General features: G+C 68.5%; 26 protein-coding genes, 1 tRNA gene and 2 pseudogenes. 15 read left to right on the top strand and 14 right to left on the bottom strand.

Annotation, left to right across the window (positions count from 1 at the left end):
- Window positions 1–54 precede the first annotated feature (54 nt).
- Window positions 55–1,251: a CaiB/BaiF CoA-transferase family protein gene (locus LH62_RS01540; protein WP_043358822.1), complete on the bottom strand. Its 1,197-nt coding sequence runs from the start codon at window positions 1,249–1,251 to the stop codon at window positions 55–57.
- Window positions 1,248–2,102: a tripartite tricarboxylate transporter substrate-binding protein gene (locus tag LH62_RS27925; protein WP_052213575.1), complete on the bottom strand. Its 855-nt coding sequence runs from the start codon at window positions 2,100–2,102 to the stop codon at window positions 1,248–1,250. Before LH62_RS27925 ends, LH62_RS01540 begins: the two co-directional genes overlap by 4 nt.
- A 319-nt stretch (window positions 2,103–2,421) precedes the next feature.
- On the opposite strand from LH62_RS27925, the gene LH62_RS01530 reads away from it, so the two are divergent.
- A complete protein-coding gene (locus tag LH62_RS01530; protein WP_043358820.1) occupies window positions 2,422–3,198 on the top strand; it encodes a hypothetical protein in 777 nt (258 codons plus the stop codon).
- Between the two features lie 148 nt (window positions 3,199–3,346).
- On the opposite strand, the gene LH62_RS27920 is transcribed toward LH62_RS01530, so the two are convergent.
- From LH62_RS27920 to LH62_RS01510, 5 genes are all read right to left on the bottom strand, one after another.
- A complete protein-coding gene (locus LH62_RS27920) occupies window positions 3,347–4,339 on the bottom strand; it encodes a tripartite tricarboxylate transporter substrate binding protein (RefSeq protein WP_144404334.1) in 993 nt (330 codons plus the stop codon).
- Between the two features lie 1,198 nt (window positions 4,340–5,537).
- Complete coding sequence (locus LH62_RS30055; protein WP_144404333.1) at window positions 5,538–5,744, bottom strand: hypothetical protein; 207 nt, start codon at window positions 5,742–5,744, stop codon at window positions 5,538–5,540.
- Between the two features lie 3 nt (window positions 5,745–5,747).
- On the bottom strand, window positions 5,748–6,830 hold the full coding sequence (locus tag LH62_RS01520; RefSeq protein ID WP_043358816.1) for a malate/lactate/ureidoglycolate dehydrogenase: 1,083 nt from the start codon (window positions 6,828–6,830) through the stop codon (window positions 5,748–5,750).
- Window positions 6,831–6,900: 70 nt separating this feature from the next.
- Window positions 6,901–7,863 (bottom strand): tripartite tricarboxylate transporter substrate binding protein, encoded by a 963-nt coding sequence (locus tag LH62_RS01515; protein ID WP_052213573.1) that lies wholly within the window; start codon window positions 7,861–7,863, stop codon window positions 6,901–6,903.
- A 161-nt stretch (window positions 7,864–8,024) separates the two neighbouring features.
- Entirely contained in the window at window positions 8,025–8,750 is a 726-nt protein-coding gene (locus LH62_RS01510; RefSeq protein WP_043358814.1) for a transporter substrate-binding domain-containing protein, read from the bottom strand.
- 180 nt (window positions 8,751–8,930) lie between these two features.
- On the opposite strand from LH62_RS01510, the gene LH62_RS01505 reads away from it, so the two are divergent.
- Window positions 8,931–9,812, top strand: a complete 882-nt coding sequence (locus tag LH62_RS01505; RefSeq protein WP_043358812.1) for an LLM class F420-dependent oxidoreductase — start codon at window positions 8,931–8,933, stop codon at window positions 9,810–9,812.
- A 278-nt stretch (window positions 9,813–10,090) separates the two neighbouring features.
- On the opposite strand, the gene LH62_RS01500 is transcribed toward LH62_RS01505, so the two are convergent.
- Both LH62_RS01500 and LH62_RS01495 read right to left on the bottom strand, forming a co-directional pair.
- Window positions 10,091–10,480, bottom strand: coding sequence for a helix-turn-helix domain-containing protein (locus tag LH62_RS01500; protein ID WP_043358811.1), 390 nt, complete (start codon window positions 10,478–10,480; stop codon window positions 10,091–10,093).
- A gap of 528 nt (window positions 10,481–11,008) precedes the next feature.
- Window positions 11,009–11,398, bottom strand: coding sequence for a helix-turn-helix domain-containing protein (locus LH62_RS01495; protein WP_043358810.1), 390 nt, complete (start codon window positions 11,396–11,398; stop codon window positions 11,009–11,011).
- A 247-nt stretch (window positions 11,399–11,645) separates the two neighbouring features.
- Between LH62_RS01495 and LH62_RS31740 the strand changes: the two are divergent.
- Window positions 11,646–12,053, top strand: a pseudogene (locus LH62_RS31740) (IS630 family transposase); the annotation flags it as partial.
- A 68-nt stretch (window positions 12,054–12,121) separates the two neighbouring features.
- Here LH62_RS31740 and LH62_RS30050 read toward each other — a convergent pair.
- The 4 genes and pseudogenes from LH62_RS30050 to LH62_RS01485 all read right to left on the bottom strand — a co-directional run bounded on the left by LH62_RS30050 (window position 12,122) and on the right by LH62_RS01485 (window position 13,532).
- Window positions 12,122–12,442 carry a hypothetical protein gene (locus LH62_RS30050; protein WP_144404332.1) on the bottom strand — a complete coding sequence of 107 codons (321 nt, stop codon included), beginning with the start codon at window positions 12,440–12,442 and terminating at the stop codon, window positions 12,122–12,124.
- Window positions 12,415–13,113 carry a hypothetical protein gene (locus LH62_RS01490; RefSeq protein ID WP_144404331.1) on the bottom strand — a complete coding sequence of 233 codons (699 nt, stop codon included), beginning with the start codon at window positions 13,111–13,113 and terminating at the stop codon, window positions 12,415–12,417. The genes LH62_RS30050 and LH62_RS01490 overlap by 28 nt, the downstream gene beginning before the upstream one ends.
- 18 nt (window positions 13,114–13,131) lie before the next feature.
- A pseudogene (locus tag LH62_RS32585) lies at window positions 13,132–13,347 on the bottom strand (DUF6538 domain-containing protein); the annotation flags it as partial.
- A 111-nt stretch (window positions 13,348–13,458) separates the two neighbouring features.
- A tRNA-Gln gene (locus tag LH62_RS01485) sits at window positions 13,459–13,532 on the bottom strand.
- Window positions 13,533–13,728: 196 nt separating this feature from the next.
- On the opposite strand from LH62_RS01485, the gene LH62_RS01480 reads away from it, so the two are divergent.
- The 4 genes from LH62_RS01480 (at window position 13,729) to guaB (ending at window position 18,066) form a co-directional block, all read left to right on the top strand.
- Window positions 13,729–14,850 (top strand): Ppx/GppA phosphatase family protein, encoded by a 1,122-nt coding sequence (locus LH62_RS01480; RefSeq protein ID WP_052214915.1) that lies wholly within the window; start codon window positions 13,729–13,731, stop codon window positions 14,848–14,850.
- The gene (locus LH62_RS01475; protein WP_043364939.1) at window positions 14,847–15,515 is read left to right on the top strand and encodes an RlmE family RNA methyltransferase; all 669 of its coding nucleotides are present in this window, start codon (window positions 14,847–14,849) and stop codon (window positions 15,513–15,515) included. The genes LH62_RS01480 and LH62_RS01475 overlap by 4 nt, the downstream gene beginning before the upstream one ends.
- A gap of 53 nt (window positions 15,516–15,568) precedes the next feature.
- Window positions 15,569–16,390: a serine O-acetyltransferase gene (gene cysE, locus LH62_RS01470; protein ID WP_052213572.1), complete on the top strand. Its 822-nt coding sequence runs from the start codon at window positions 15,569–15,571 to the stop codon at window positions 16,388–16,390.
- A 140-nt stretch (window positions 16,391–16,530) separates the two neighbouring features.
- The gene (gene guaB, locus LH62_RS01465; protein WP_082012283.1) at window positions 16,531–18,066 is read left to right on the top strand and encodes an IMP dehydrogenase; all 1,536 of its coding nucleotides are present in this window, start codon (window positions 16,531–16,533) and stop codon (window positions 18,064–18,066) included.
- Between the two features lie 12 nt (window positions 18,067–18,078).
- Here guaB and LH62_RS01460 read toward each other — a convergent pair whose 3' ends face one another.
- Window positions 18,079–18,864, bottom strand: a complete 786-nt coding sequence (locus tag LH62_RS01460) for an SDR family NAD(P)-dependent oxidoreductase (protein WP_043358806.1) — start codon at window positions 18,862–18,864, stop codon at window positions 18,079–18,081.
- A gap of 80 nt (window positions 18,865–18,944) precedes the next feature.
- Between LH62_RS01460 and LH62_RS01455 the strand changes: the two genes are divergently transcribed.
- From LH62_RS01455 to LH62_RS27915, 8 genes are all read left to right on the top strand, one after another.
- Window positions 18,945–20,273 carry an RsmB/NOP family class I SAM-dependent RNA methyltransferase gene (locus LH62_RS01455; RefSeq protein ID WP_043358804.1) on the top strand — a complete coding sequence of 443 codons (1,329 nt, stop codon included), beginning with the start codon at window positions 18,945–18,947 and terminating at the stop codon, window positions 20,271–20,273.
- 50 nt (window positions 20,274–20,323) lie between these two features.
- On the top strand, window positions 20,324–20,905 hold the full coding sequence (locus LH62_RS01450; protein WP_043358803.1) for a GNAT family N-acetyltransferase: 582 nt from the start codon (window positions 20,324–20,326) through the stop codon (window positions 20,903–20,905).
- 41 nt (window positions 20,906–20,946) lie between these two features.
- Window positions 20,947–22,521: a glutamine-hydrolyzing GMP synthase gene (guaA, locus tag LH62_RS01445; protein WP_043358801.1), complete on the top strand. Its 1,575-nt coding sequence runs from the start codon at window positions 20,947–20,949 to the stop codon at window positions 22,519–22,521.
- Window positions 22,522–22,704: 183 nt separating this feature from the next.
- Window positions 22,705–24,441 carry a phage integrase central domain-containing protein gene (locus LH62_RS01440; protein WP_082012282.1) on the top strand — a complete coding sequence of 579 codons (1,737 nt, stop codon included), beginning with the start codon at window positions 22,705–22,707 and terminating at the stop codon, window positions 24,439–24,441.
- A 128-nt stretch (window positions 24,442–24,569) separates the two neighbouring features.
- Window positions 24,570–24,794: a DNA-binding protein gene (locus LH62_RS01435; RefSeq protein ID WP_043358800.1), complete on the top strand. Its 225-nt coding sequence runs from the start codon at window positions 24,570–24,572 to the stop codon at window positions 24,792–24,794.
- Between the two features lie 128 nt (window positions 24,795–24,922).
- Window positions 24,923–25,156: a hypothetical protein gene (locus LH62_RS01430; RefSeq protein WP_043358798.1), complete on the top strand. Its 234-nt coding sequence runs from the start codon at window positions 24,923–24,925 to the stop codon at window positions 25,154–25,156.
- Window positions 25,153–25,371 carry a hypothetical protein gene (locus LH62_RS01425; protein ID WP_043358797.1) on the top strand — a complete coding sequence of 73 codons (219 nt, stop codon included), beginning with the start codon at window positions 25,153–25,155 and terminating at the stop codon, window positions 25,369–25,371. The genes LH62_RS01430 and LH62_RS01425 overlap by 4 nt, the downstream gene beginning before the upstream one ends.
- A complete protein-coding gene (locus LH62_RS27915) occupies window positions 25,368–26,339 on the top strand; it encodes a toprim domain-containing protein (protein WP_052213571.1) in 972 nt (323 codons plus the stop codon). Before LH62_RS01425 ends, LH62_RS27915 begins: the two co-directional genes overlap by 4 nt.
- The last annotated feature ends 20 nt before the right edge of the window (window positions 26,340–26,359 follow it).

Below are 26,359 nucleotides of genomic sequence, written 5' to 3'. Positions count from 1 at the left end.
AGCTGATCGGCGGAGCGGGCCATGATGCGTACCCTGCCAACCGATCCTGCCTGCTCAGACGACGTTCTGGGCCTTCAATTCGGCTAGTTCGGCCTCCGTGAGGCCAAGCTCATCACAGAACACTTCGATGTTGTGTTCGCCGACCGAAGGCCCGCTGTATCGTACCTCGCCCGGTGTCGCGGAGAAGCGTGGCACTACCGCCTGCATGGCCAGGGATCCGAGATCGGAGTCCGGTACATCGATGATCGCCTGGCGTGCCTGCATATGTGGATCGGCAAAGATGTCGGCCGTATTCTGGACAGGGGCGAAGGCAACGCCGTGCTTCTCCAGCATGTCAGCCAGTGGCTCGTAGTCCAGCGCGCTGATGGCCTGGCCGACCACGGCATCCAGCGCGGCACGGTTCCGAACGCGGTCGGGGTTGGTGAGGAAGCGCGGGTCGGCCGGCAACAGCGGTTGGCCAATGGCTTGGCAAAGTCGCTCGAACACCGCTTGGGTACTGGCGGGAATCGTAACCCACCGACCGTCTTTCGCGCGGTACACGTTGCTCGGACCGCTATACTGGCTATTGTTGCCATTGCGTTCGCGCACCACACCGAGTTGTTGATATTCGACCGGCAGGAAATCGAGCACGCGCCACATGGCCTCGAGCATCGATAGGTCAATCTCCTGCGCCGGCAGGTCCGGATTGGCGTCACGATGGCGGAGCGCAGCAAGGATGCCGAGTGCACCGAACAGCCCGCCTACGGCATCCGCGATGGGGAAGCCAGCGTGCAGCGGTGGCCGGTCCGGATCGCCAGTGATGTTCAACAGGCCGGACATGGCTTCGAAGACCCGGGCGAAGCCAGGGCGGTCTTTGTAAGGTCCGGTTTGGCCGAAGCCCGTGACGCGAAGCACCACACAGCGCGGCGCCAACTCCCGCATGCGATCGATAGGCATTCCCCACTTGTCCAAGGTGCCGGGGCGAAAATTCTCCACCAGCACGTCGTAGCGGGGTAGCAGTTGTTCGAAGAGAGCCTTGCCGGCAGGCTTGCGCAGGTCGAGGCTGATGCCGCGCTTGTTGCGGTTGGTCACCTTCCACCACAAGGGAATCCCATCCTTGTGCGGTGCCAATGCCCGCAGACCGTCACCGGCGCCAGGCAGCTCCACCTTCAGCACCTCGGCACCGAGATCCGCGAGCAGCGTTGAGGACCAAGGTCCAGCGATGATGGTCGAGATGTCCAGGATACGAATTCCGGCGAGCGGCCCACTCATTCGACTTGGATCCCATTGCGGCGCACCACTTCGGCCCAACGCACGACCTCAGTTCGAACAAAGCGGGCGAAGGTCCGTTGGTTGCGGCCCACCACGTCGCCGCTTTGGCGTTCGACCTGAGCTTTCACGTCAGGGCGGTGGAGCGCCGCGCGAGCCTCGTACGCCAGGCGCGCGACGATAGCCGGCGGCGTGTGGGCGGGCAGGAAAAGCCCATTCCAACCCACAGCACCAAAATCGGGGAAGCCTCTCTCGGCCGCGATGACATCCTGCAGGGCAGATGCCGCGCCGCGATAGAGCACATGCAGCAGCCCCACATCCGCCATGCGGCGAAACAACTCCCCCGCGACGTGGATCGCGCTGCCGCTGCCCCCCGAGCCGCAGGCATGGCGGCCGGGTTCGCGCCTGAGCAGGGGGACCAAGCCGCGAAGATCCTCGGCCGGCAGGCAGGAGTCGACTAGCAGCACCAGCGGCACTTCGCCGATGAAGGCGACGCTGCGGAAGTCGCGCAGCAGATCATAGGGCAGCGTGTCGTGCAGCGCCGGGTTCACCGCATGCGCGAGGGTCGCCACCAGCCGCGTGCCGCCATCCGGCGCCGCCTTAGCGGCGTGCTCCATGCCGAGGATCGAGCCGACGCCTGTGCGGTGCTCCACGGCCACCGGCTGCGCCGGAAGCCTGCCCGCCTGCTCCGCCACGACCTGCGCGACGACATCAGTCCCGCCGCCGGCGGCAAAAGGCACGATCAGGCGGATGGGGCGCTGCGGCAGGTCCTGCGCCAGCGCGGGCAGGGCGGGGAAGGCGGCGGGGCCGGCACGGCAGAGGCGGCGTGCTGAGCGGATCCCTACGGGTTCCATTCGGGCTCCAGCACCATGTGGCGGATCAGCCCCCCGCTGGTGCTGGCACGAGCCGGCTGAATGCCGACAGCTTAAGGGCGTGACGTGGTTCATACAACGGTAGCTGCCGCGGCTTGTGCCGCTGGAAGGGTCCGCCCATGATCAGCACAAGACAGAGGGACGCATGCTGGCAGGGCCGACCGAGCGCGTATGGGTCTCGGTCGTACCGCCGCTCGCGGATGACCGCCAGAGGCGTGGCTTGCGCCGGCCGCCGCGGCGCGGGCGGCATGTCGCCTGGGATCATCCGGCCAGCCTTTGCACAGTCAAGGGAGACGAGGATATGGCGATACTGGCACCCGTTGAGGCCGCGCGCGATAGCCGCCGCGCCATTGTCTCCAACGGCGTGGCGGCGCACCTGACGACCTTTATCGGGGCGAACCGCTACAACCCTTCGGCGGCCTCGGCCGAGCCGCCGGGGCCCGAGGCGGTCTATCCGGTGGCCTTCCTGGTGGAGCAGCCGGCGGGCTCGGTCGTGGCGTCCCACTTCCATGAGGCCAACCAGTTCCAGATCGTGGTCGCAGGCCACGGAACGCTCGGCAGCCACCCGGTGGAGCCGGTCGCGGTGCATTACAGCAACGCCTTCAGCGCCTATGGTCCCATCACCGCGGGTCCCGCTGGATTGCAATACTTCACCCTGCGCAATGGCTACGACCGCGGCGCCCGTTATCTGCCGGCCGCGCGGGAGGAGATGCGCGGCGTGAAGCGGCGTTTCCGCGATGCCTTCGCCGGGCCGGTTGCGCCCGACGCGGCCGTACCGGAGGAAGGGACCTCGACGGTGCTGATCCCCGAAGCGGCTGACGGCATGGGGGCTTGGCGCCTTCGCCTGCCGCCGGGGGCACCGCTGGAAGGCCTCGACCCTGCCAGCGGCGACGGCCAGTTCTGGGTGGTGACGGCGGGCAGCTTGCATGCATCGGCCGGTGAGATCCTGCCGCCGCTGTCCTGCATCTTCGTTGCCCCAGATGAGCCGTCCTTCGCCGCGGCCGCCGGCGAGACCGGGCTGGAGGTCGTGATGGTGCAATTTCCGTGCGGCCGCGACCACGTCGTAGCGAAGAGGTGAGGCGGCCAACCCATCGTGCATCGTTCTTTGTTGGATGCCGCAACCCGGGCAACTATGCCCTTGCCATGATGCGAAGGGGCGGACCGAAAGGTGTTGGATAAAACGCGCTCTGCACTATCCAACTACAACATTAAACTGATGAAACATTTTACTCTGGCGTGATTCCTGCCTTGCGCATTAACATCTCGTTCTGCGCCAAGTCGCGGCGGATGCGCGTACGCATTGCCTCCTGGCCCAAGGGCAGCGGCAACAGGCCGAACTCTTCAGCGAGGCGCTGTGCCGCAGGGCGGCCGACAGCGCCGGCTACTGCTTGCTCCAGCGCTGCGGAGAGCGGTGGCGACAGATTGGCCGGACCGGCCAAGCCCCACCAGGCGCTGACGAGGAACCCCGGCAGCCCGAGTTCGCCTGTTGTGGGCACCTGCGGCATTGCCGCCAACTGTTCATCGTGCGGCGCAGCGAGAGCGCGCAAGCGCCCCTCCAGCACATGCGCCCGGGCCGGGGCAAAGGTCGTGAACATCATGTCCACCCGGCCGGCCAGGATCTCGGTCAGCGCCGGCACCGGGCCGCCGAACGGCACGTGCAGCATCTCGGTCCCGGTCCGCTCGTTCATCTCGAGCATCAGCAGATGCGCGGTCGAGCCGAGGCCCCAGGTGCCGTAGGAGAGCTTTCCCGGCTCGCGCTTCGCCGCTTCGATCACTTGCTCAAAGCTGCCCCAGCGCGGGTGAGCCACGAGCAGGTAGGCGGAAGCGTATAGCAGGCTGATATGGGTAAAGTCCGCCAGCGGGTCGTAGCCCAGGTTTCGGTAGGCGAAGGGTGCCTGGGTAAAGCCAGAGTTGCTGCCGACCAGCAGCGTCGCCCCATCTGGCCGCGCTCGGGCAACGTAGCGGACGCCCACCGTTGTCGAAGCGCCCGGCTTATGATCCATCACGAAGCTGCCGCCAAAGCTCTCGCCGAAGCCATCCTGCAAGATGCGGGCTATTACATCCGTGCCGCCGCCCGGGGTGAAAGGGATTACCAAGCTGACGCTGCGACTGTTCGGCCAGCCCTCTGGGCCCTTGCCCTGAGCCTTGGCCAGGAAGGGCATGGCAAGGACGGCCGCCGTGCCAAGAAGCTTCCGGCGAGAGGCGTAGGAGCGGGTCACCACAGACTCGCCTTAAGACGTGGCATGGGCGCTGCGCGAAGCAGAAAAGCTGTCATCCGGACTTCCACCCCTGAGTATCCTGGCGCTCGCTACGAACGCAGATCCTGTTTTCGTTGCCGCGGAGATTAGGCACATTGCGCGGCAGGTGAAGCCAGAATCACGCCTGCACGTCCCGGCTTACGCAGGTGGCTTGCTACACGGCCCTCGTAAACCGGACATTCGGCGAGGCCAGCTCGGTCATTCCATCTATCCCGGGACCTGCAAGGCTGATGGCAAAGGCCAAAAGCCGGTCGGAAAACATGGGAGGAATCAAAAGTCGCCGGCCCTTAGCTCTCGATACGAAGGAATTCGCCGCTCAAGCAGAAGCCTTCTGCGCCATCGCCAAGTCCACCTCCACGGTTTACTGCGCCAGAACAGCATCTTCCTCGATCCGCCGAGGCTTACCTCGTAGGACCGCACCAACAACTGGACCTGGATCACCTGCTGCCGTGATTTGGACGCCGGTGGCGGGAGCAGCGGCTCCAGCGCTGCCCACTCGGCGTCGGAGAGGTCCGTTGGATATCGATGCTGACAGGGGTTCCACATGGCTGCCTCGACCCATAAAGGTGAGACAAAGCAACGCGTTGGACCGCAATCAGCCTTTTCACACAGTCACTTAGGCATGCGGCTTGAGGAAAGCCTGAAGTTCCGGCCGGGCGACATCGAGACAGTTGACGGCGTGATCGTGGTCACCGTGGGCAAACCCCGAACGTCCGCCTAAAAACTGAATTTAGCCGCCAGCGCATTCCGTTTCACCCTATCTTGGTTCGGCTTGGGTTCTTAGAGCGGTTTCCTACCTGGGTGAATTGCTTGTGCTCCACGGGCTGTACACTGGTGATTCAGTTGTTCCTCGGCATGAGGGGCGATGGGCATGTGCAAGGCGCTGTTGATCGACTTGCGGGAACGCGTGTGGTGGTGGCGATCGCGGCGGAATCGTCCTGCCGTGCGGCGGCCGTCCGCTTCGGAGTGAGCGCGGCCAGTGCGATCCGCTGGGCGGCGCAGGCGCGGGAGACAGGTTCGGTTGCGCCAGGGCCGCTCGGCGGGCGAGCATCGCCTCTGGCCCCACGTCCAGCTCTCTTCGACCATGCCGGGACGCAGGTTCTGGATAAGGATGTCGGCATCCAACGTTAGCCGCACGCGGAGGAATGCAGGTCCAGCGTCACCCCGTACTTGCCGCGGTTGTAGGCTTGGAAGCTGAGGCCGGTCTCGCCGACATAGGGTGGCTCCACAACCGGGCATCGTCGCCGCCCTCCGGCTTCTCGACCTTGATCACCTCAACACTGAGATCGGTCGGAATGATGCCGGTCAACGGCGCCGCTTGACCGATTTCGACCAACTGGGGCACGCCGAGCGGCGTCGTGCTCATGGCTCAAACCCCCGTCAAAGCAACGAGGCGGTCCGCCGGGATGCCCGCCTCGGCCGCAGCAGAGCAAAGCTCCGCCCAGGTTGCATCGGGCACCGGGATCCCGCCACGCTGGCGCTCGGCCTTCGTGATCCGCTCCTTCTCCCCGGCGACCAGCACCGGCGGCCCACCGGGCGGCGAGGCGGCCTTCACATGCGCAACCATGGCCGCGGTCTCCGCTCGAAAGGCCTCGATGTCGCCGAAGCGGGCTGGGTCGAGCACCAGGGCGAGCATGCCGTTGACGATGCCGCGGTCCTTTGCCGTCGCGGGCTGGTTGGTGCCGCCGCCAGTGAGCGCGCCGGCCAGGATCTCGCACATCAGGGCGAGCCCTGATCCCTTGTGCAGGCCGAAGGGCAGCAGCGCGCCGCGCGGGCCCTCTCCGTACATCACGCCCGGGTCGGTGGTCGGGCGGCCGGCATGGTCGACGAGGCTGCCCTCCGGCACCGGGCTGCCGGTGGCATGGGCCACGCGGACCTTGCCGATGGCGAGCGCGCTGGTGGCGAAGTCCAGAATCAGCGGATACCCGCCCGGCGCCACCGGCGCCACCGGCGGCACCGCGATGCAGATCGGGTTGGTGCCGAAGCGCGCCTCGATGCCGCCGAAGGGCGCCACCACCGGCGGGCCGGAGACGGCGTTGACGAAATGGATCGACAGCATCCCAGCCGCCACGGCCTGGTCGCCATAGGCGCCGATGCGGCCGAGATGATGCACGTTGCGGAGCGCCAGCAGCCCGAGGCCGGTGTCGCGCGCGGAGGCGATGGCGAGCTCCATGGCTTGGCGCCCGACGACCTGGCCGAAGCCCATGCCGCCATCCGCCACGATGATCGCGCCGGTCCGCTGCACCACCTGGACCGCGGCGTTGGGCATCAGCTTGCCGGCCAGCACGTTCAGCACGTAGCGCGGCGCCAGCTGCACGCCATGGCTGTCATGGCCTTGCAGGTTCGCCTCCAGCAGATCTGCGGCGACGATCCCGGCGCTGGTCGGGTCGGTTCCCGCCGCCTCCAGCATATGGGCAATGGCGGCCTGCAGCCTTTCCGCCTGGATCAGCATGGATGACGTTTCCCCGTTGCTTGCCTGCGACGGTAGGCAGGCGGGGGAGGCAGGGTCAACGCCGCGCCGGTCAGCCGGCCCGCAGGTTGACCGCCCGGATGACGTCGAGCCAGAGGGCGCGGTCCGCGGCGAGGCGGCGGGTGATGGCCGCGCGATCCTCGAAGCGCGGCGTCAGCCCGCCCTTGGCCATCTGGCCGACGACCGCGAGATCCGCCATGGCCCGGCGCACCGCAGCCTCCAGGCGGTCCACGAGCTCGGGCGCCATCGCCTTCTGCCCGCAGAGCGCGAACCAGCCGACCACGCTGAAATCCGGAATGATGCGCGACAGCGGCGGCACATCCGGGAAGAGCGGAAAGGGCTCCTCGTCCGAGATCGCCAACAGGCGGAGCCCGCCATCCTGCACCTGGCGTGTGACATCGGCCATGTTGGTGATCATGAAGTCGGTGCGCCCGCCGAGGATGTCGACGATGGCCGGGCTGGCGCCGCGATAGGGAACATGGACCATCTCGAGCCCGGTCTTCTGCTTCAGCAGCTCGCCCTGCAGGTGCTGGGCGGAGCCGACGCCGGCCGAGGCGAAGCTGACCTGCCCGGGCCTCGCCCGCGCCGCTTCCAGCACGTCGTGGACGCTCCGGTAGGGGCCGTTGGCGGCCACGACGAAGCCGTAGGAGGAAAGCGCGACATTGGCGATCGGCAGCAGCTCGGCGCCCGGGTCGATGGGCAGGTTCGCGCCGATGAGCTGTGGCGTGATGGACATGGTGCTCATCGGGCAGACGAACATCGTCGACCCGTCCGGCGCGCTGCGCGCCGTCTCCTGGGCGGCCACGATGCCGTTCACGCCGGTGCGGTTCTCGACCACGGCGCGCACACCGAGGATTGGGCCCAGCGCCTCCGCCAGCACGCGCGTGGCGAAGTCGGAGGAGCCGCCGGCCGAGGCGCCGCTCAGGATCCGTATCGTGCGTTCCTGCGCCGTCGCGGAACAGGCCATGAAACCGGACAGCAGCGCGGCGGCGAGGGCGAGGCGGCGGCGTGGCATGGCGCGGTACTCCCGGTGTGGCGCGACCTGCTCCCTGCCGGGCAGGGCGGCGCTGCGTGGCGGAGGGGCTTCGCTTGTCCTTCGCCATGAGGCTTGGATGCGGCGTACGGCACGTCAAGCCGGGACTGCGACGCCGCCGTCATCTCGCGGTGCAGCACGCCCTATGCGGCGCTGGCGACGGACAGGCCGCGCACCTTGTGCTGCTCGATGAGCCGGGCGACGAGGCCGGACGCCTTCGCCTCCTCGACGAAGTCCTGCAGGAAGGCTGCCCCGGCGGCATTACCGCGTGCCGTGCCGATGGCTTGCTGCACGGCGGTGAAGCCGCCGGACAGGATGCGAGAGCCCGGGAGGGCTTCGGCATCTGCCAGCAGGCGCGGGCGCAGTCCGGCCAGGACCTCCAGGCCGTCGTCGACAAAGATCCGGCAAGCCCTGTCGAGGCTGTCGGAGCGGACCAAGGTTGCGTGGCGGATGTTGCGATCCAGCCAGAGGTCGTAGACCGCCCTGGCCGTGACGGCAATCCGTACGCCGGGACGATCGACCTCGGCCAGCGACGTGATCGCCGAGTTCGGCGGCACCAGGTAGGTCGCCTCGATCTCCGCATAGGCCGCGGTGAAGGCAATCTTCTCGGCGCGCTGCGGCTCGGCGCCGATCAGCCCGATATCCCAGGCGCCGCTGCCTGCCGCATCCGCGAGTTCGCCCGGCTTGGGGTAGGGCACGTACCGGATGGGCAGGCCGAGCCGCTCCGCGATGGCGCGCGCCATGCCGGGCGCCACGCCTTCCGGATCGCCCGAGGCGCTGCGCCCGGTGACGAGCAGGAAATTGCCCATGTTGATTCCGGCACGCAGGATTCCGGTGGGTGCGAGCTGCGACAGGACGTCCGGCGACATGGGTGTTCTCCGTTGTGTGACGGTCGAGCCCCGGCGGGCGTGGCGGCATCGGGCGTGGCTTCGCCCGGCGGTGCCGCCAGGACGCGGCGCGGCGGCCGCTGGACCCGATGCTGGCTGCACTGCCAAGCTGCGGTCAACGCGGTGCAGCCAAGCCTACATGACGCCGCGAGGGGAGATCCGATGAAATTCGCCCTGCATTTCGGCAACAACACCTTCCCGGACGGCGCCGGGGCCGCGCGACTGGCCCGCTTGGCCGAGGCAGCCGGCTTCGATTCCGTCTTCGCGGTAGACCACGTGGCCCTGCCGGAACGCTATGAGAGCACCTATCCCTATGCCCCGGGCGGGCGGCTGCCGGGCACCCAGTTCACCGCCATGCCGGACCCGCTGATCTGGATGGCCTTCGCCGCGGCGGCAACGACCCGGCTGCGCCTGATGACCGGCGTCATCATCCTGCCCCTGCGCAACCCGCTGGTGCTGGCGAAGCAGGTTGCAACCCTTGACCACATGAGCGGCGGGCGGATCGAACTCGGCATCGGCGTCGGGTGGCTGCGGGAGGAATTCGATGCGCTCGGCGTTCCCTTTGCGGAGCGCGGGCGGCGGGCCGACGAGTATGTCGGCGCGATGCGCGCCCTCTGGCGCGAGGACGGCGCTAGCTTCGCGGGTCGCTTCGTCTCCTTCGAAGGTGTGACCTGCGACCCGAAGCCGCTGGCGCGGACCGTGCCGATCATCGTCGGCGGCCACTCCGAAGCGGCGGCGCGACGGGCCGGACGGCTGGGCGACGGCTTCTTTCCCTCAATCGGGGCGCAGGTCGACACCATGCCCTTGCTCGAGGTCGTGCGCCGCAGCGCAGAGGCGGCGGGGCGCGACCCAGGCGCGATCGAGATTCTCGCTGGCTGTCCCGATGCGCTGCCTGGTTCCGGGCAGGATCCTTTGGAGGCGGTGGCGGAGCGGCAGCGGCAGTGCGTTGGTCGGCTCGTTCTCCCGCTCGGCGCCTTCCTGCCTGACCTGGAAGACAGCCTGCCGCGCTTTGGGGAGAAGGTCATAGACGCCTTTGCGAAATGAGACGGACGTTGTGCCGGCAAATCAGGCCGCCGAGCTGAGCGGCTCACGCGGGAGGGCCGGTTCGGTGAACTTCCTAGGCAGCCAAAGGCCAAGCTGCGGCAACTCCGTCTCTACGCCGCCGGCGGAGCGGCAAGAGCCTGCCAGCGCCTCTTAGGCACAAATTGGGTCCGTCGCTGCGCCGAACCGCCCTGGCCACTCCAGCGTGACCTCGCCGGCGATCCTGTGGCGCGTTGAAAGTAAGGTACTCGCGGAAGGCGCCTGGCGGCCTCCCGGCTTCGCTACGAGCCAGCCAGCGAGCGAGCCATGGTGCTGAGAGCCTCCTGCTGCTTTTCGTCTTTGATCAATGCGAAATTGCGCATGAGGTCCAACAGCATGCGTTGGCGTGGCGCTACGTCTTCAACAGCGCATTCCTCGGCAAGGCCTTGAAAAAACCAAGCGGCATCGATAGCAAGTGCTTGCGCCACATCAAATAGGCGACCAGCCGAAATGCGGTTCAAGCCTCGCTCGTACTTGTGTAACTGTTGATAGGTGACACCGACACTACGGGCCAGCTCCTGTTGCGACAGCCCCATCATCATCCGTCTGACGCGGATCAAGGCACCGATATGTTCGTCGGCCATGATGGCACGTTGGCCTTGAGGCTCATGTTGCCGGACGGTCTGGCTCATATGCAGCTCCTCGTTGTGTGTATACCATCTCACTCAACCATAAGGTGTATGGAAATACACCATATCGCGAGAAACATGATTCGGAACCGCATAGTCTCGGAAGGGACGATAGATCAGGGACGTTTCTGCAAGGCGCAGCCAGCGCTTGGTGCCTAGGGCACTCGGCTCCACCTTTTGCTGTCCTGCATGGGACAGGGACTGTTGCTGATCGTCCTTGCCTTGATGGCCATGCACCTTGCAGTGTGACCGCGAGGAGGTGGCGCTGGAGCTGTGGAACGCGTCGGAGTTCGTCCCGACCACCTACGTGATCACCGCTGTCTGAGCCCTGGCCGTCGCGGTCATGATTGCTGCTGCGTGGCCCTGCTCACCCGGTCCGGCATGCCACTGCGCTTAGGTTTTGCTGCGATCATCTTGGCGCTCGTAGGAGCCTTCAAGTTCACCGGGTGGTACCCAGACCGGGCCAAGGCGCGGACTGCCACGTAGGTCCGCTTCGCGCCTTGGTGGTCACTTGTCAGCCCGCTGGCCTCGCTATGAGCCTGCAAGCAAGCGGGCCATGCTGCTGAGGGCTTCTTGCTGCTTTTCGTCTTTGATGGAGGCGAAGTTGCGCATCAGCTCCATTTGCATGCGCTGTCGTGGCGGTAGCTCTTCAACGACATTGTCCGCACCCAAGCCGTCGAAGAACCACGCGGGTTCCGTGGCAAGCGCCTGCGCTACGCTGAACAAGCGGCCGGCGGAAATGCGGTTCTGCCCTCGCTCGTACTTGTGCGCTTGCTGATAGGTTATGCCGATGATGCGGGCCAGCTGCTGCTGGGACAGCCCCATGGCAAGCCGCCGCTCGCGGATCCTTTGGCCAACATGCTTGTCAACCATAGTTGCGCGCTGGCTTTGCGGTTCGTCCTGGTCAGTTGTTCGGCTCATGAGGAGACAGTCGTCCGGGTTGAAGGAAACCGACCTAACGTGTCATGCGGTGATAGTCGTTGCATTGTTCCGCGAGAATAATCTCATTACGTGGATGTGATGCTGGATGGTGCGCGCGCCATTTGAGGCAGATCGGGTGCTGGATCGCCGCGGCTTAGAGCGGTTTCCTGCCTGACTGAGTCGCTTGTGATCCCAAGGGCTGCACGGCGATGATTCAGTTGCTTCTTGGCATGAGGGGGCAATGGGCATGTCCAAGGCGCTGTCGGTCGACTTGCGGGAACGCGTGGCGGCGATCGCGGCGGGGTCGTCCTGCTGTGCGGCGGCGCTTCGCTTTGGGGTGAGCGCGGCCAGCGTGGTCCGATGGGCGACACTGGTGCGGGAGGTGGGTTCGGTCGCGCCAGGACCGCTTGCTGTGGCGCTTCCTCGACCGACGGCGGATGACGCGTAAAAAAAGACCGCTCACGCCGCGGAGCAGGGCCGCCCCGACATCCTGAGGCGGCGCTGGGCCTGGTTCGAAGCCCAGCCTGACCTCGACCCGGACCGGCTGGTGTTCATTGATGAGACCTGGGCCTCAACCAACATGACCCGCACCCACGGCCGGGCGCCCCGGGGCGAGCGGCTGCGGGCCGCCATCCCGCACGGCCATTGGCTGACCGGCGACGCGGAAGACCCGTATGTCGGCCGCCACTTCCTTCTTCGGGATGAACTCACTTCGGGATGAACTCACTGTCGAACGGCGTGCGCTTCTGCTCGCTGTGCTTGTCGCACCCAAGCCTTCACCACAAATTTCAGGCTGCTCAAGTGCTTGTTGATCGTTTTTTTGCTGAGCCGCTCGACTGGTCGCAAACACAAAGCGTCCGACGCCCCTTTGCCGTGCCACTTCGGCAATGCCAACGCTTGATCGCGGAAGGAGGCGACGTCCGTCCAACGCATCTCGCCGAGGCGCAGGTCGCCGACGAGTTCCTGGAACAGCCGGGCGGCGAGGTCCGTGTCGCGGAGCGTTTTGGCGCCAGCTTTCACCCGCAGCCGCCGCTTCTTTGCCACTTCGACCTCCTCGGATAGCAACGGCGAAGGCGGCTTGGTCGGAGGTGGAGGCGCGACCGCCTCAGGCACTGGAGCCTCGGGCACAAGACAACCGCCGGCGCCAACGGGGTAGGATCGGGCAGTGAATCCAGCGCGACGGCTTGCTGGGGCGGCTCGAGGTAGACGCCGCGCTCGCGCTGGGCATCCTCGCGGTGGGCCTCGGCCAAACCTCGAAGGGCAGCCCGCGCAGCCAATGGATGCCGCCCAGGTGGCAGGGTGACGCCGAGCCTGCTGAGGGTCGCCTCAACCACCGAACCAAGGACATCGAGGTCGTTCATGCGCAGGGCCATATCCAGCCGAGCAGCCCGGCCGTCGGCGGCCTGGGCGCGCGCCTCGGAGGCGGCGAGTGGTGACGCCCAATGCCGTGCCGGCGGCACCGTCTTGAGCGCCTGCCGCAGGTCAGCGGCGAGGTCGGCCGGCAGGTTGGAGCCGAGCGTGTCTGGCTCGTCGGCGAAGGCGCTGAGGCGCGTCGCTAGGACCGGGTCGAGCGGCGGGCCCGGCTGCCAGCGAGTCAGCGTGCCGGACTGGTCAGGCTCACGGGCGCCGCGTCGCGCCTCCAGCTCGGTCAGGGCGGCACGGTGGAACTCGGTGGCAAAGGCCGCAGCGGTGAGGGTGGAGGTCAGATCGGCCATTCGGGCAAGTCTCTCGAAGGTGGCGTCCAGCTGGAGCGCCCGGGCCAGGGCGGTCCGGCGGTCCTCGGCCCGCAATGATATCCGGATCTCGGCCTGCCTTATTTTCACCTTGGTGTCTCGCCCGACGCCCGGCAAACGGCGGCGCCAGTACCAAGTCCGCCCGCGGAGCAAAAGGTGGGCAGAGCGGTGACGTGGGATGGGGGCCGATGGCCGCACCGGCAGGACTGCCGGCATGCTGGATGGCTCAGATGTGTCACACCGCGGTGTCACAGGCGCGCAATCCCGTCGCTCGGGTGGCGAGCGCCCCGCCTGAGTCTCTGGCGGCAATGGGATCTACAAGCGGATTGGCTGGGGGACCTGGATTCGAACCAAGACTGCCCGAGTCAGAGTCGGGAGTTCTACCGTTAAACTATCCCCCAACGCCCCCGCCGATCGGCGGGGTAGGTCGGCCTGCGAAGCGTCACCACCTCGCAGGGCGCCGCACCTACCATTTCCCTTGGCGGCCTGCAACCCGCCCCTGAAGGAAAGCGCTTGCCCCCGGGGCCGCATCCCCGGATCATGCCCTTCGGGGAGGTGCGGAGCAGCCCATCCCGGGGAACCCCTTGGCCCAAGACGATGCCGGATGACGTACAACACCTTCGGCTGACAGAGCCCCCGCTTCCCAACCCGGCCTTGCCGGAGCGGCCGGCCCAGCTTCATGGCCGCTTCCCCGTCTCGCCCGCCCCGGCCTATGCCGCCCTCGACCTCGGCACCAACAATTGCCGCTTGCTGATCGGCTCGCCCACTGCCAGCGGCTTCCGCGTGGTGGACAGCTTCAGCCGCATCGTCCGGCTGGGCGAGGGGTTGGCCAGTACCGGGGAGCTTGCCGAACCGGCTATGGACCGCGCCGTGGCCGCGCTCGCCGCCTGTGCCGACAAGCTGTCCCGCCGGCCGATTCGTCAGTTCCAGGCCGTTGCCACGGAGGCCTGCCGCCGCGCCGGCAACGGCGCCGCTTTCCTCGCCCGCGTCGAGGCGGAGACGGGCCTCCGTCCCCGCATCATCTCGGCGCGGGAGGAGGCGGAACTGGCGATGGAATCCTGCGCCCCGCTGCTGGAGGAGACGGACCGCCGTGCCCTGCTCTTCGATATCGGCGGCGGCAGCACCGAGATCGCCTGGATCCGCGTGCCGCCCCGCGGCAGCCGCCCGGCCGGCGCGCCGACGGCAGAGCTGATCGGCTACATCTCCCTGCCTCTCGGCGTTGTGACCCTGGCCGAGCGTGCCGGCGCCTCCTGCTTCACCGAGGAGGGCTTCCATGCCGTCGTCGAGGAGGTGGCGACGCATCTCCTCGCCTTCGACCGCGTCCATTGCATCGGCCAGGAAATCAGAGCCGGCGGCGTCCGGCTGATCGGTACCAGCGGCACGGTGACGACGCTGGCCGGCGTGGCACTCGCCCTGCCGCGCTACCGTCGCCCGCTCGTCGATGGCCGGACGCTCGACATGGGCATGGCCGACCAGGCGCTCGGCGACCTCTTCGCCCTCGGCCGGGCCGGGCTCGCGGCGCATCCCTGCGTCGGGCCGGACCGGGTGGATTTTGTCCTGCCGGGCTGCGCGGTCTATGCTGCGATCCGCCATGTCTGGCCGCTGCCGGCGCTCACCGTCGCCGATCGCGGCCTCCGCGAGGGGATGCTGCTGAGGATGATGCGTGCAGATCGCTGGCCCGGTGCGCGGGCCGCCACGAGCCGGCGGGCCGTGACCTGAAGGGCGCGCCGCCCGGCGGGCGGGGGCTCACCACCCGGCTGAAGACCGCCAAGAAGCGCAAGATCGGCAGCCAGCGCTGGCTCGAGCGGCAGTTGAACGATCCCTATGTGCGGGCCGCGCAGCAGCAGGGCCTGCGCTCGCGCGCCGCTTTCAAACTGATCGAGCTGGACGAGCGGTTCCACCTGCTGAAGCCCGGCATGCGCGTGGTGGATCTCGGCGCCGCGCCGGGCGGCTGGACCCAGGTGGCGGCACAGAAGGGCGGCGCCCGCATCGTCGCCCTCGACCTGTTGCCGATGGACCCGCTGCATGGCGTCATCATGCTCCAGGGCGACTTCCAGGACGAGGCGGTGGAGCAGGCCGTGCTTGCCGCCCTCGACGGCCCGGCCGACCTCGTCCTCTCCGACATGGCCCCCAACACCACCGGCCATAACGCGACCGACCACCTCCGCATCATCGCCCTCGCGGAGCTGGCGCTCGACTTCGCGCTGAAGGTGCTGGCCCCGGGCGGCAGCTTCGTCGCCAAGGTGTTCCAGGGCGGGACGGAGAAGGGGTTGCTCGACCAGCTCAAGCGGCATTTCGCCAGCGTGAAGCACGGCAAGCCTCCCGCCAGCCGGAAGGACAGCGCGGAGCTCTACGTCGTGGCGACGGGCTTCCGGCCCGGCTGACCCTTCCCTCGGCCCGCCCGCGCACCGATATGCCGGGGTGGAGGACATCGCCCATGCCACCCAGCCTGCCTGCCGCCGAGGCGGCGCTCGATCCCTGGCCCTCCCTGCTGGCGGAGGCAGCGCAGACGGCTGCCGCGGAGCCGCTGCTCGGCGCCCTGCTCCATGCCATGCTGCTCAGCCGGGGCAGCTTCGCCGAGGCATTGGGGGCGGTGCTGGCGGAGCGGCTGGCCGATCCCTTCCTCGGCGCCGACCGGCTCGCTGGCTTGGCCGGGGAGGCGCTGGCGGCCGAGCCGGGCATCGCCGAGGCCGCTCGGGCCGACCTCCGCGCCATCGGCACGCGGGACCCGGCGGCGGCGACCGGCCTGCTCGGACCCTTCCTCTACTACAAGGGCTTCCATGCGCTTGAGGCGCACCGCATCGCCCATTGGCTCTGGGCCGGAGGGCGGGTGGCACTGGCCGGCTTTCTGCAGGCCCGCATCGCCCGGGTGCTCGCCATCGACATCCATCCCGCCGCCCGCTTCGGCCATGGCGTCTTCATCGACCACGGCACCGGCGTCGTCGTCGGCGAGACAGCGGTGGTCGGCAACGACGTCTCGATCCTCCAGGGCGTGACCCTCGGCGGCACCGGTAAGGAGACGGGCGACCGCCACCCCAAGGTGCGGGACGGGGTGCTGCTCGGCGCCGGGGCCAAGGTGCTCGGCAATGTCGTCATCGGCCGCGGCGCCAAGGTCGGCGCCGGCAGCGTGGTGCTGCGGGACGTGCCGCCTTGTGCCACCGTCGCCGGCGTCCCCGCCCGCATCGTCGGCTGGTGCGGGGAGGCGGTGCCGGCGCTCGCCATGAACCATGCCCTTCCGGCCGGGGAGGACACCCCCTGAAACGCGGGGCGGATATCACCGCCCTGCAATGCTCGCAGCCGCACCGATGCTGGACGCGGCCGCTGCCCTGGGGGTAAAGGGGGCCGCCAAGGTAGCGGATCGCCCGCCCCCGCGACGAATCTCGCGCGAAAGGTCCCCCTATGGCCCCCGAGTCCCTTCCCGATGCCGGCCCTGCCCGCAGCCAGCCGCGCTCCCCGATCACCATCGCCGAGGCCTATGCCTTCGATGACGTGCTGCTGGTCCCCGCCTACTCGACCGTCCTGCCGCACCAGACCGATACCCGCACCCGACTGACGCGGGAGATCGCCCTCAACATCCCGCTCGTCGCCGCGGCGATGGACACCGTGACCGAGGCGCCGATGGCCATTGCCATGGCCCAGGCGGGGGGCATCGGCGTCATCCACAAAAACATGACCGCCGAGGAACAGGCCGCCCAGGTCCGGCGGGTGAAGAAATTCGAGAGCGGCATGGTGGTGAATCCGGTGACCATCCATCCCGACCAGACGCTCGCCGATGTCCGCGCGCTGCAGGAGCAGTACCGCATCAGCGGCATCCCGGTGGTGGAGCGTGGCAAGAGTGGCGAACCGGGGGGCCGCCTGGTCGGCATCATCACCAACCGCGACGTCCGCTTCGCAACCGACCCAGGCACCCGCGTCTATGAGCTGATGACGCGGGACAACCTGGTGATCGCCAACGGCGACATCTCGCCCGAGCAGGCGCGCGCCTTGCTGCACCGCCACCGCATCGAGAAACTGCTGGTGGTGGACGAGGCCGGGCGCTGCGTCGGCCTCATCACCGTCAAGGACATGGACAAGGCCCAGGCCAACCCGAACGCGGTGAAGGACGCGCTCGGCCGGCTCCGCACCGCGGCCGCGACGGGCGTCGGCGAGGACGGCTTCCGCCGTGTCGAGGCGCTGATCGCCGCCGAGGTCGATGTGGTGGTGGTCGACACCGCCCATGGCCATTCGGGCGGCGTGCTGGCCGCCATCGAGCGCATCAAGCGCCTCTCCAACACCGTCCAGGTCGTCGCCGGCAATGTCGCCACGCCGGAGGGCGTCGAGGCGCTTATCCAGGCCGGCGCCGATGCGGTGAAGATCGGCATCGGTCCGGGCTCCATCTGCACGACGCGCGTCGTCGCCGGCGTCGGCGTGCCGCAGCTTACCGCGGTGATGGAATGCGCCGCTGCAGCGAAGGAGCGGGGCATTCCGGCCATCGCCGATGGCGGCATCCGCACCTCGGGCGACATCGCCAAGGCCGTCGCCGCCGGCGCCGATTGCGTGATGATGGGCAGCCTCTTCGCCGGCACCGACGAGGCGCCGGGCGAGGTCTTCCTCTACCAGGGCCGTTCCTACAAATCCTATCGCGGCATGGGCTCGATCGGGGCGATGGCGCGCGGCTCGGCCGACCGCTACTTCCAGCAGGATGTGCAGGACAGCCTGAAGCTCGTCCCCGAGGGCGTCGAGGGGCGCGTCGGCTACAAGGGGCCGGTCGGCACGGTGATCCACCAGCTGGTCGGCGGCCTCAAGGCCGCCATGGGCTACACCGGCAATGCCACCGTCGCCGAGATGCAGTCCAACGCCCGCTTCCGCCGCATCACCGGCGCGGGGCTGCGCGAAAGCCACGTCCATGACGTGGCGATCACGCGCGAGGCGCCGAACTACCGCCTCGAGGGCTGAGCCCAGCGCCGCTCAGGGCTGCATGTGGCTGCCGCCGCTGACCGTCATGTTCTCGCCGCTGATGTAGACCGCGCCTTTGGACAGCAGGAAGCAGATCAGCGGCGCCACCTCCGCCGGCTGCGCCACGCGGCCGAGCGGGATGCGCGACAGGGTCTGCTCGCGGAAGCGGTCGCTGCGGATCACCTCCGTCATCGGCGTCTCCACCGTGCCGAAGCCGACCGAGTTGCAGCGCACCCCGTAGCGCGCCCATTCCCGCGCCGCCGTCATCGTCATGCCGAACAGCCCGGCCTTGGCGGCGGAGTAATTGACCTGCCCGATGCTGCCCCGCTTCCCAGCGGTGGAGGAGATGTTGACGATGGCGCCCGTGGTGCCGCTCGGCTCCGGCATCGCTTCCCGTGCGCGGTTGCACATGTGCCGGCCGACCGCCTGCAGCATGAGGTAGCAGCCGGTCAGGTTCACGTCGATCACCGCCTGCCACTGCTGGAAGGTCATCTTTTCGATCATGGCCGGGCGGGTGATGCCGGCATTGTTGACCAGCCCATGCACCGCCCCGAACCGCGCCGCCGCCTGGGCGACGCAATCCTCGCCGAAGCCTTCCTCGGCGACATTGCCCTGCACGGCAAGCGTCCGGTCCGCCGGCAGCGCCGCCGCCGTCGCCGCCAGCGTCTCGGCATTCCGCTCCACCAGCACGGCATTGCCGCCGAGATCGAGCACCAACTCGCTGATGGCCCGGCCGATGCCCTGGCCGGCGCCGGTGACGATGACCGTACGCCCGGTAAGCTCCATCGGGTTGCGCATGTGTGTTTCCTCCCATTCCCGTCCGGGCAGTCTGCGCGGCGTGGCGGCTGGAGGCCAGAGGGGCTAGGGTCCTCCGCCTCATGACCCCTGCCGCACGCCTTGCCGCCGCCATCGACCTGCTCGATGCGCTGGAGGCCCAGCCCCGCCGCCCGGCCGATGCCACGGCCAATGATTTCTTTCGCGCCCGGCGCTATATCGGCGGCGGCGACCGCCGCGCGATCAACGAGCTGGCCTGGAGCGTCGTCCGCCAGCGCCTCCGCCTCGACTGGTGGCTCGCCCGCATCCGCTGCCGGCCGACCGCCCGCATGCTGGTCGCGGCGGAGCTGCTGCTGGACCAGGGGCTCGACCTGCCGCAGGTCCTCGCCTCCTTCCCTGGCGGGCAATACGCCGCCGAGCCGCTGTCCACCCTGGAGGAGCGGCTGCTCCGGCAGCTCGATGCCAGCCGCGGCGGCATCGAGGGCCTGGTCCATCCGGAGATGCCGGAGGCCATCCGCCTCGACCTGCCGGAATGGGTGCTGCCCGGCTTCCGTGCCCGCTTTGGCGATCGGCTGGTGGAGGAAGCGGCGGCGATGGAGGAGGAGGCGCCGCTCGACCTCCGCGCCAACCTGCTGAAGACGACGCGCGAGGAGGCCGCCGCGGCGCTCGCCGCCGAGGGCATCGAGACCCGGCCGACTCCGTTCTCCCCCTGGGGCCTCCGCCTGCCGCAGCGGCGCCCCGTCACCCAGACCCGTGCCTTCACCGAGGGGCTGGTGGAGGTGCAGGACGAGGGCAGCCAGCTCATCGCCCTGCTGACCGATGCCCGGCCGGGGATGCGCGTCGTCGACCTTTGCGCCGGCGCCGCCGGCAAGACCCTGGCGCTGGCAGGCGCCATGCGGAACCGTGGCCGCATCACCGCCTGCGACGTGTCCGCCCCGCGGCTCGAGGGGGCGGTGAAGCGCCTCCGGCGTGCCGGCGCCGACAATGTGGAACGCCACCTGCTCGCGCCTGGTGACCGCTGGGCCAAGCGGCGTGCCGGCCAATTCGACCGCGTCCTGGTTGATGCGCCTTGTACCGGGACCGGCACATGGCGGCGCAACCCGGACGCACGCTTGCGTACAAACCAAAATGATCTCGCAGAATTGTGTACGAAGCAGGCCGAAATTCTCGCCGGTGCTGCAGATCTGGTGCGGCCCGGTGGGCGTCTGGTCTACGCTACGTGTTCGCTGCTGCCCGATGAGGATGAGGCGCAGATAGAAGCCTTCCTCGGCCGTCACCCCGATTTCGCTCCTTTCCCCCTGGCCGAGGCCTGGGCCGAGGCGGGCGGCATCGGGGCACCGCCGGCCGAAGGCCCCTATCTCGTAACCTCCCCCGCACGGCACGGCACCGACGGCTTCTTCGCCGCGGTCCTGCAACGCCAGCCCGAGGGGTAGCCGACAGGGGGTCGGCTTCGGGCCTTTCCGGGGGGAGGAAAGCGCGCCCCATGATCTGCATTCGCCGCGCCCGGCCTGCCGACGCCGCCGCCATCGGCGCCGTCCACGTCGCTACCTGGCGCACCACCTATGCGGGGGTGCTGCCGGAGGGCTATCTCGCCAGCCTGTCCACGCTCCGCCACGCTGCCGGCTACGAGGCCGCGATCGGCGACCGCCGGCATGGCCATGCCGTCTTCGTCGCCGTTGCCAAGGGTGCCGATGCCCCTGCCGGCCAGGAGGCGGCGGAGGGTGGCACCATCATCGGCTTCGTCTCCGGCGGCCGCTCGCGCCGGCCGCAGATCGGCGAGGGCGAGATCGAGACGCTTTACCTGCTCGACGACTACCGCGACCGCGGCGTCGGCCGGCGGCTGGTGCGCGCCATGGCGGCGCATCTGGCGGCGATCGGCTGCCGCTCCGCCATGCTTTGGGTGCTGAAGGACAACCCGACGCGCTGGTTCTACGGACGCCTCGGCGGGCGGCTGGTGGCCCGCGAGGCGATCCGATTCGCTGGCCAGGGACTGGAGCAGCTCGCCTTCACCTGGGACCCGATCGAGGCCCTGCTGCTGGCGACGGCGCCTGCGCCGGAAGTGTAACCTCCGCTTGCTCTTCCCGGCGCCTTGTGCTGTGAGGCGCCATGAACGAGCCTCTCGCCGCCGCGGCCCGGCACGACCGCATCCTCATCCTCGATTTCGGCAGCCAGGTGACGCAGCTCATCGCGCGCCGCCTGCGCGAGGCCGGGGTCTATTGCGAGATCTGGCCCTTCACCGCCGACGAGGCCCGCATCCGAGAGTTCAACCCGCGCGGTATCATCCTCTCCGGCGGCCCGGCCAGCGTGACCGAGGGCGAGAGCCCGCGCGCCCCGCAGGCGGTCTTCGAGATGGGCCTTCCCGTGATGGGTATCTGCTACGGTCAGCAGGCCATGGCGCATCAGCTCGGTGGCCAGGTCGAGAGCGGCCATCATCGCGAGTTCGGCCGCGCCTTCATCGAGGTGACGGCGGAATGCGCCATCACCCAGGGGCTCTGGGCCAAAGGCTCGCGCGAGCAGGTCTGGATGAGCCATGGCGACCGCATCACCCGCCTGCCCGAGGGCTTCCGCGTCGTCGCCGCCAGCGAGGGCGCGCCCTTCGCGCTGATCGCCGACGACCGCCGCCATTTCTACGGTACGATGTTCCACCCGGAGGTGGTCCATACGCCCCATGGCGCCGCGCTGCTGAAGAATTTCACCAACCTCGTTTGCGGCTGCCACGGCGACTGGACCATGGGCGCCTTCCGCGCCGAGGCGATCGAGCGCATCCGCGCCCAGGTGGGGCAGGGGAGGGTGATCTGCGGCCTGTCCGGCGGCGTCGATTCCAGCGTCGCAGCGGTGTTGCTGCACGAGGCGATCGGCGACCAACTCACCTGCATCTATGTCGATCACGGGCTGATGCGCGCCGGCGAGTCGGAGCAGGTGGTGAGCACCTTCCGCGACCGCTTCAACATCAAGCTGGTCCACCGCGACGCCTCCGACCTGTTCCTCGCCCAGCTCGCCGGCGTGACGGACCCAGAGGGGAAGCGGAAGATCATCGGCCGGCTCTTCATCGAGGTCTTCGAGGAAGAGCAGCAGAAGATCGGCGGCGCCGACTTCCTCGCCCAGGGCACGCTCTACCCGGACGTGATCGAGAGCGTCTCGGCGACCGGCGGCCCCTCCGTCACCATCAAGAGCCACCACAATGTCGGCGGCCTGCCGGCCCATATGCGCATGAAGCTGGTCGAGCCGCTGCGCGAACTCTTCAAGGACGAGGTCCGGGCCCTTGGCCGCGAGCTCGGCATGCCGGAGGCGATCATCGGCCGCCACCCCTTCCCGGGGCCGGGGTTGGCCATCCGCATCCCCGGCGAGGTGACGCGGGAGCGCGCCGACATCCTCCGCCAGGCCGATACCATCTTCCTCGAGGAAATCCGCCTCGCCGGCCTTTACGACGCCATCTGGCAGGCCTTCACCGTGCTGCTGCCGGTGAAGAGCGTCGGCGTGATGGGCGACGGCCGCACCTATGAGAGCGTCTGCGCACTCCGCGCCGTCACCAGCACGGATGGGATGACGGCGGATGTTTATCCCTTCGACATGGGATTCCTTACTCGCGTCGCCAGCCGCATCGTCAACGAGGTGCGAGGCATCAACCGGGTGACCTACGACATCACCTCGAAGCCGCCGGGCACAATCGAGTGGGAGTAGGGGAAGGATCTGGCGGAGAGGGTGACCGTCGAACCGCCGTCTCTGGGTGATCCACCTGGTGTCAAAAGCCCCTCTATTTAAGGGAAAATCTCACGAGTCGCATAGGTCGCCGTCCCCGGTCGTTCCACCTTGTGCCCGGACAGTCCACAAGGTATTTGTGGTCCAGATTGTGGACGGACGGTGATGGCCAAGCTGACGGCGACGGCGGTCAAGGCGCTGGTGGCGAAGGGCAAGCCCGGCGCGCATGCCGATGGCGGCAACCTCTATCTCCGCACGGTGAGCCCGGGTTCGGCCAAGTGGACCCTTCGGTACATGCTGGCCGGCAAGGCCCGCGAGATGGGCCTCGGCGCCTTCGATCCCGACGGCAAGGCCGGGGTGACCTTGGCCCAAGCCCGGGTGAAGGCAGAGGAGGTCCGCGCAGTCCTGCGGCAGGGGCTGGATCCGCTTGAGGAGCGGAAGGCCGCGGCCGAAGCTGAGCGGCAGGCCAAGGCAGTGGCCGAGGCCGCTACCCGCACCTTCCGGGACGTGGCTGAGATGCACGTCGGCGCTCATGAGGCGGGCTGGCGGAACGAGAAGCATCGGGCGCAGTGGCGGTCGACCCTCAAGGCCTACGCCTTTCCCGTGATGGGCGACGTGCCGGTGGCCGCGATCGGGACGGACCACGTCCTGCGCGCGTTGCAGCCGATCTGGACCGACAAGCCGGAGACGGCCGCCAGGGTGCGCGGCCGCATCGAGGCGGTGCTGTCCTACGCCACGGCCCGGAGTTGGCGCCAGGGCGAGAACCCGGCCCGGTGGCGCGGCCATCTCGATCACCTGCTGCCGCGGCGCTCCAAGGTGGCGACGGTTGAGAATCATGCCGCGCTGCCCTGGCAGCAGATGGCCACCTTCATGGCCGTACTGAGAGCCACCAGCGCGACGGCAGCCCGGGCGTTGGAGTTTGCGATCCTGACCGCCTGCCGCAGCGGCGAGGTGCTCGGCACCCGGTGGTCCGAGATCGACCTGGAGGCTGCGGTCTGGATTGTGCCGGCTAATCGGATGAAGGCCGGCCGGGAGCACCGCGTGCCGCTCTCCTCCGCCACATTGGCCGTCCTCGACCAAATGGCACCGCTGCGGCCGGCCAAGGGTGATGCTTACGTCTTCCCTGGCCAGGTGAAGGGCAAGCCGCTGTCCAACATGGCGATGCTCATGCTGCTGCGTCGGATGAACCCCGATGTAGAGGGCGAGCTGCCGCACTGGCGAGATGGGCGAAGCGGATCCGCGATCACGGCGCATGGCTTCCGCAGCAGCTTTCGCGACTGGTGCGAGGAGGCGACCAGCACGCCACACGCGGTGTCAGAGGCGGCGCTGGCTCACACAATCGGCGACAAGGTCGAGGCGGCTTACCGACGAGGCGATTTGTTTCAGAAGCGGGCGGCGCTCATGCAGGAATGGGCGGACTTCTGCGGAGCAACTCCGGCAGGTACTCTGCAGACTGAGCCAACAAAGAAACGCTCCCAAGCGCATTATGGGATGTCCGATGTCGATGCGGAGCTCGCCGAAGGGCCAAAGCGGCCTGCAGGGCGTCCTCGCATTGATCGATCGGATTTTGGGCATGGGGTTTCGACCATGCCCGACGAATGGACCGTTGCGGCTTGTCTTGAGGCCGAGTGGAAAGCTAAAGGGAAGTGGGGCCGCGGCTCCCTCGGAGACCTGGCTCGGCATCTGAGTGACGACAGGAATGGTGGCAAAGCCGCGTCGGCGATTACAAAGATGCGAGCTGATCCGCGGTACGCACCCTTTGTGCAACGGCAACTTTCAGACTTGAGGCGGCTGGAGAGGCAACAGGCTGAGCGCCCAATCAAGCGCGATCCCAAGCTAAGGTTGAGCTTAGAAGCCGCGTACGTCGCAGCCACTAAAAAGTTTGGGATGCCGGAATACTAAACCTGGCTTTCGGTGAAGTTAGACCTATTCCAGCGCAGGCGTTTGTGTCGCTAATCAGTATGTCCAGGCGCTGCCGGGCATAAGTGGGGATCTTCCCACCCGCCTCTCGCAGCGACCGAGAGGACGCGATGACCACAACCTCACCCATCTCGCTTCCGCCGCTCGCCGTACCCCTCCCACACGCGCCGGCGGTCACTGGCCTGAGCCGCAGCACGATCTACCGCGAAGCGGCCCGGGGCAACATCCGCCTCATCAAGGCCGGCCGCTCAACCCTGGTCGACATGGCCAGTATGCGCGCCTTCCTGGCCAGCCTGCCCACCGCCTCGATCCGCGCGCCGCAGCAGGCCGCCTGAAACGCAAAACCCGCCCGGCGGACCGGACGGGCTGCGGAAACTATGACGCGGACACTGACACCTGTGGACATAGCAGGCCGAGCCTCAGATTTCCAGCCCGCCGCGCCTCCAGCAGGAGCCGCGACACCATGACCATCAGCCCCCTCGATGCCCTCCGCCTTCAGCGCGGGGTAGAACACCTCCATAACCTCGGCCCACGCGCCACGGCCGAACTTATGACCGAGCTGACCAACCGCATCGGCGGCATGCCGGCCCTCCTGCGCTTGCTGGAGGAGTACCAGAACCGCCTCTCCCCCAAGCTCCTCCGCTCGGCCGGAGGGGACCGCTTCCCGCGCCGCCCGCTGCACGAGGTACGGGCATGAGCGGGCACGATCAGTCCCGCGACCGCGGCGGCCCGATGCTGACGGCGGCCAAGCTGTGGCGCCGCACCAGCGGCAAGGGGTCGGAGTATTTCGCCGGCCGCCTGGGCGGCGTGAAGGTGCTGGTGATGGAGAACCGGGATCGGCAGGGCGACGACGACGCTACGCATGTCCTGCTCTTCGCCGAGGCCCGCCCGCGAGATGGAGGCGCCCGGTGAAGCGCGGCCCCGACATGCCGGAGATCGCGGCGCTGCTCGGCCAGCGCATGAGCGAGCTGGCGACCGAGCTCACCGGCGCTAGGCCGACGACCCAGGGCCGGCAGGAATGGCGGTTCCGCAGCAAGGGCTCGCTTGCGGTGGTCACCGGCGGCCCCGATCGCGGATCCTGGTTCGACCACGAGGCCGGCTGCGGTGGGGATGCCTTGGCGCTGGTTGCTCACCTCCGCCATGTGCCCATGCTGAGCGCCTGGCGCTGGGCGTTGGGCTGGCTCGGCCTTGGCGAAGGAGCAGCAGCCCCGGCGACGTCGTGGCCGCGCCTCGTGGCGACGGCAGAAGCCATGCCCGAGGCCACCCAGCCCGCCACCCTCGACATGGCGCAGCGGCTGTGGTGTGAGGCGGTGGCAGCCGATGCGCCTGGGTCGCTGGCGCCGGCCTATCTCGCCGCCCGCGGGGTGGCACTCGAGGCCGGCGCCCCGCTGCGCTTCCACCCGCATTGCCCGCGGGGCGCCGAGCGGTGGCCGGCCATGCTCGCACTCATGACCGACCCAGCGACTGGCGAGGCCTGCGGGGTACATCGGACCTTCCTCGCCCGGGATGGCAGCGGCAAGGCACCGGGCGCGCTCCCGGCGAAGATGATGGCGGGCCGCGCCGGCGTGGTGCGGCTGGTGCCAGACGAGGAAGTGACGGGCGGCCTCGGCCTCGCCGAGGGCATCGAGACGGCGCTGAGCGTCATGCAGGGCTTCAGCTGGCGCCCAGTCTGGGCCGCGACCTCGGCCGGCATGATCCGCACGCTGCCGGTGCTGCCGGGCATCGACGCTTTGACCATCTTCGCGGACGCGGACGGCGCTGGGATAACTGCGGCGGCCGGCTGCGCTGCTCGATGGATGGAGGCCGGGGCCGAGGCTCGCATCGTCGCCGCACCCGCCGGCCAGGACTTCAACGACGCGCTCAGGGAGCGGGCAGCGTGATGCATGGCCGAGCGTCCCCC

Source organism: Belnapia sp. F-4-1 (assembly GCF_000802185.1).
In the GTDB taxonomy this organism is placed as follows: Bacteria; Pseudomonadota; Alphaproteobacteria; order Acetobacterales; family Acetobacteraceae; genus Belnapia.
Note: the sequence above shows the minus strand (reverse complement) of the source record. Positions and strands in the feature narration are given on the sequence as shown.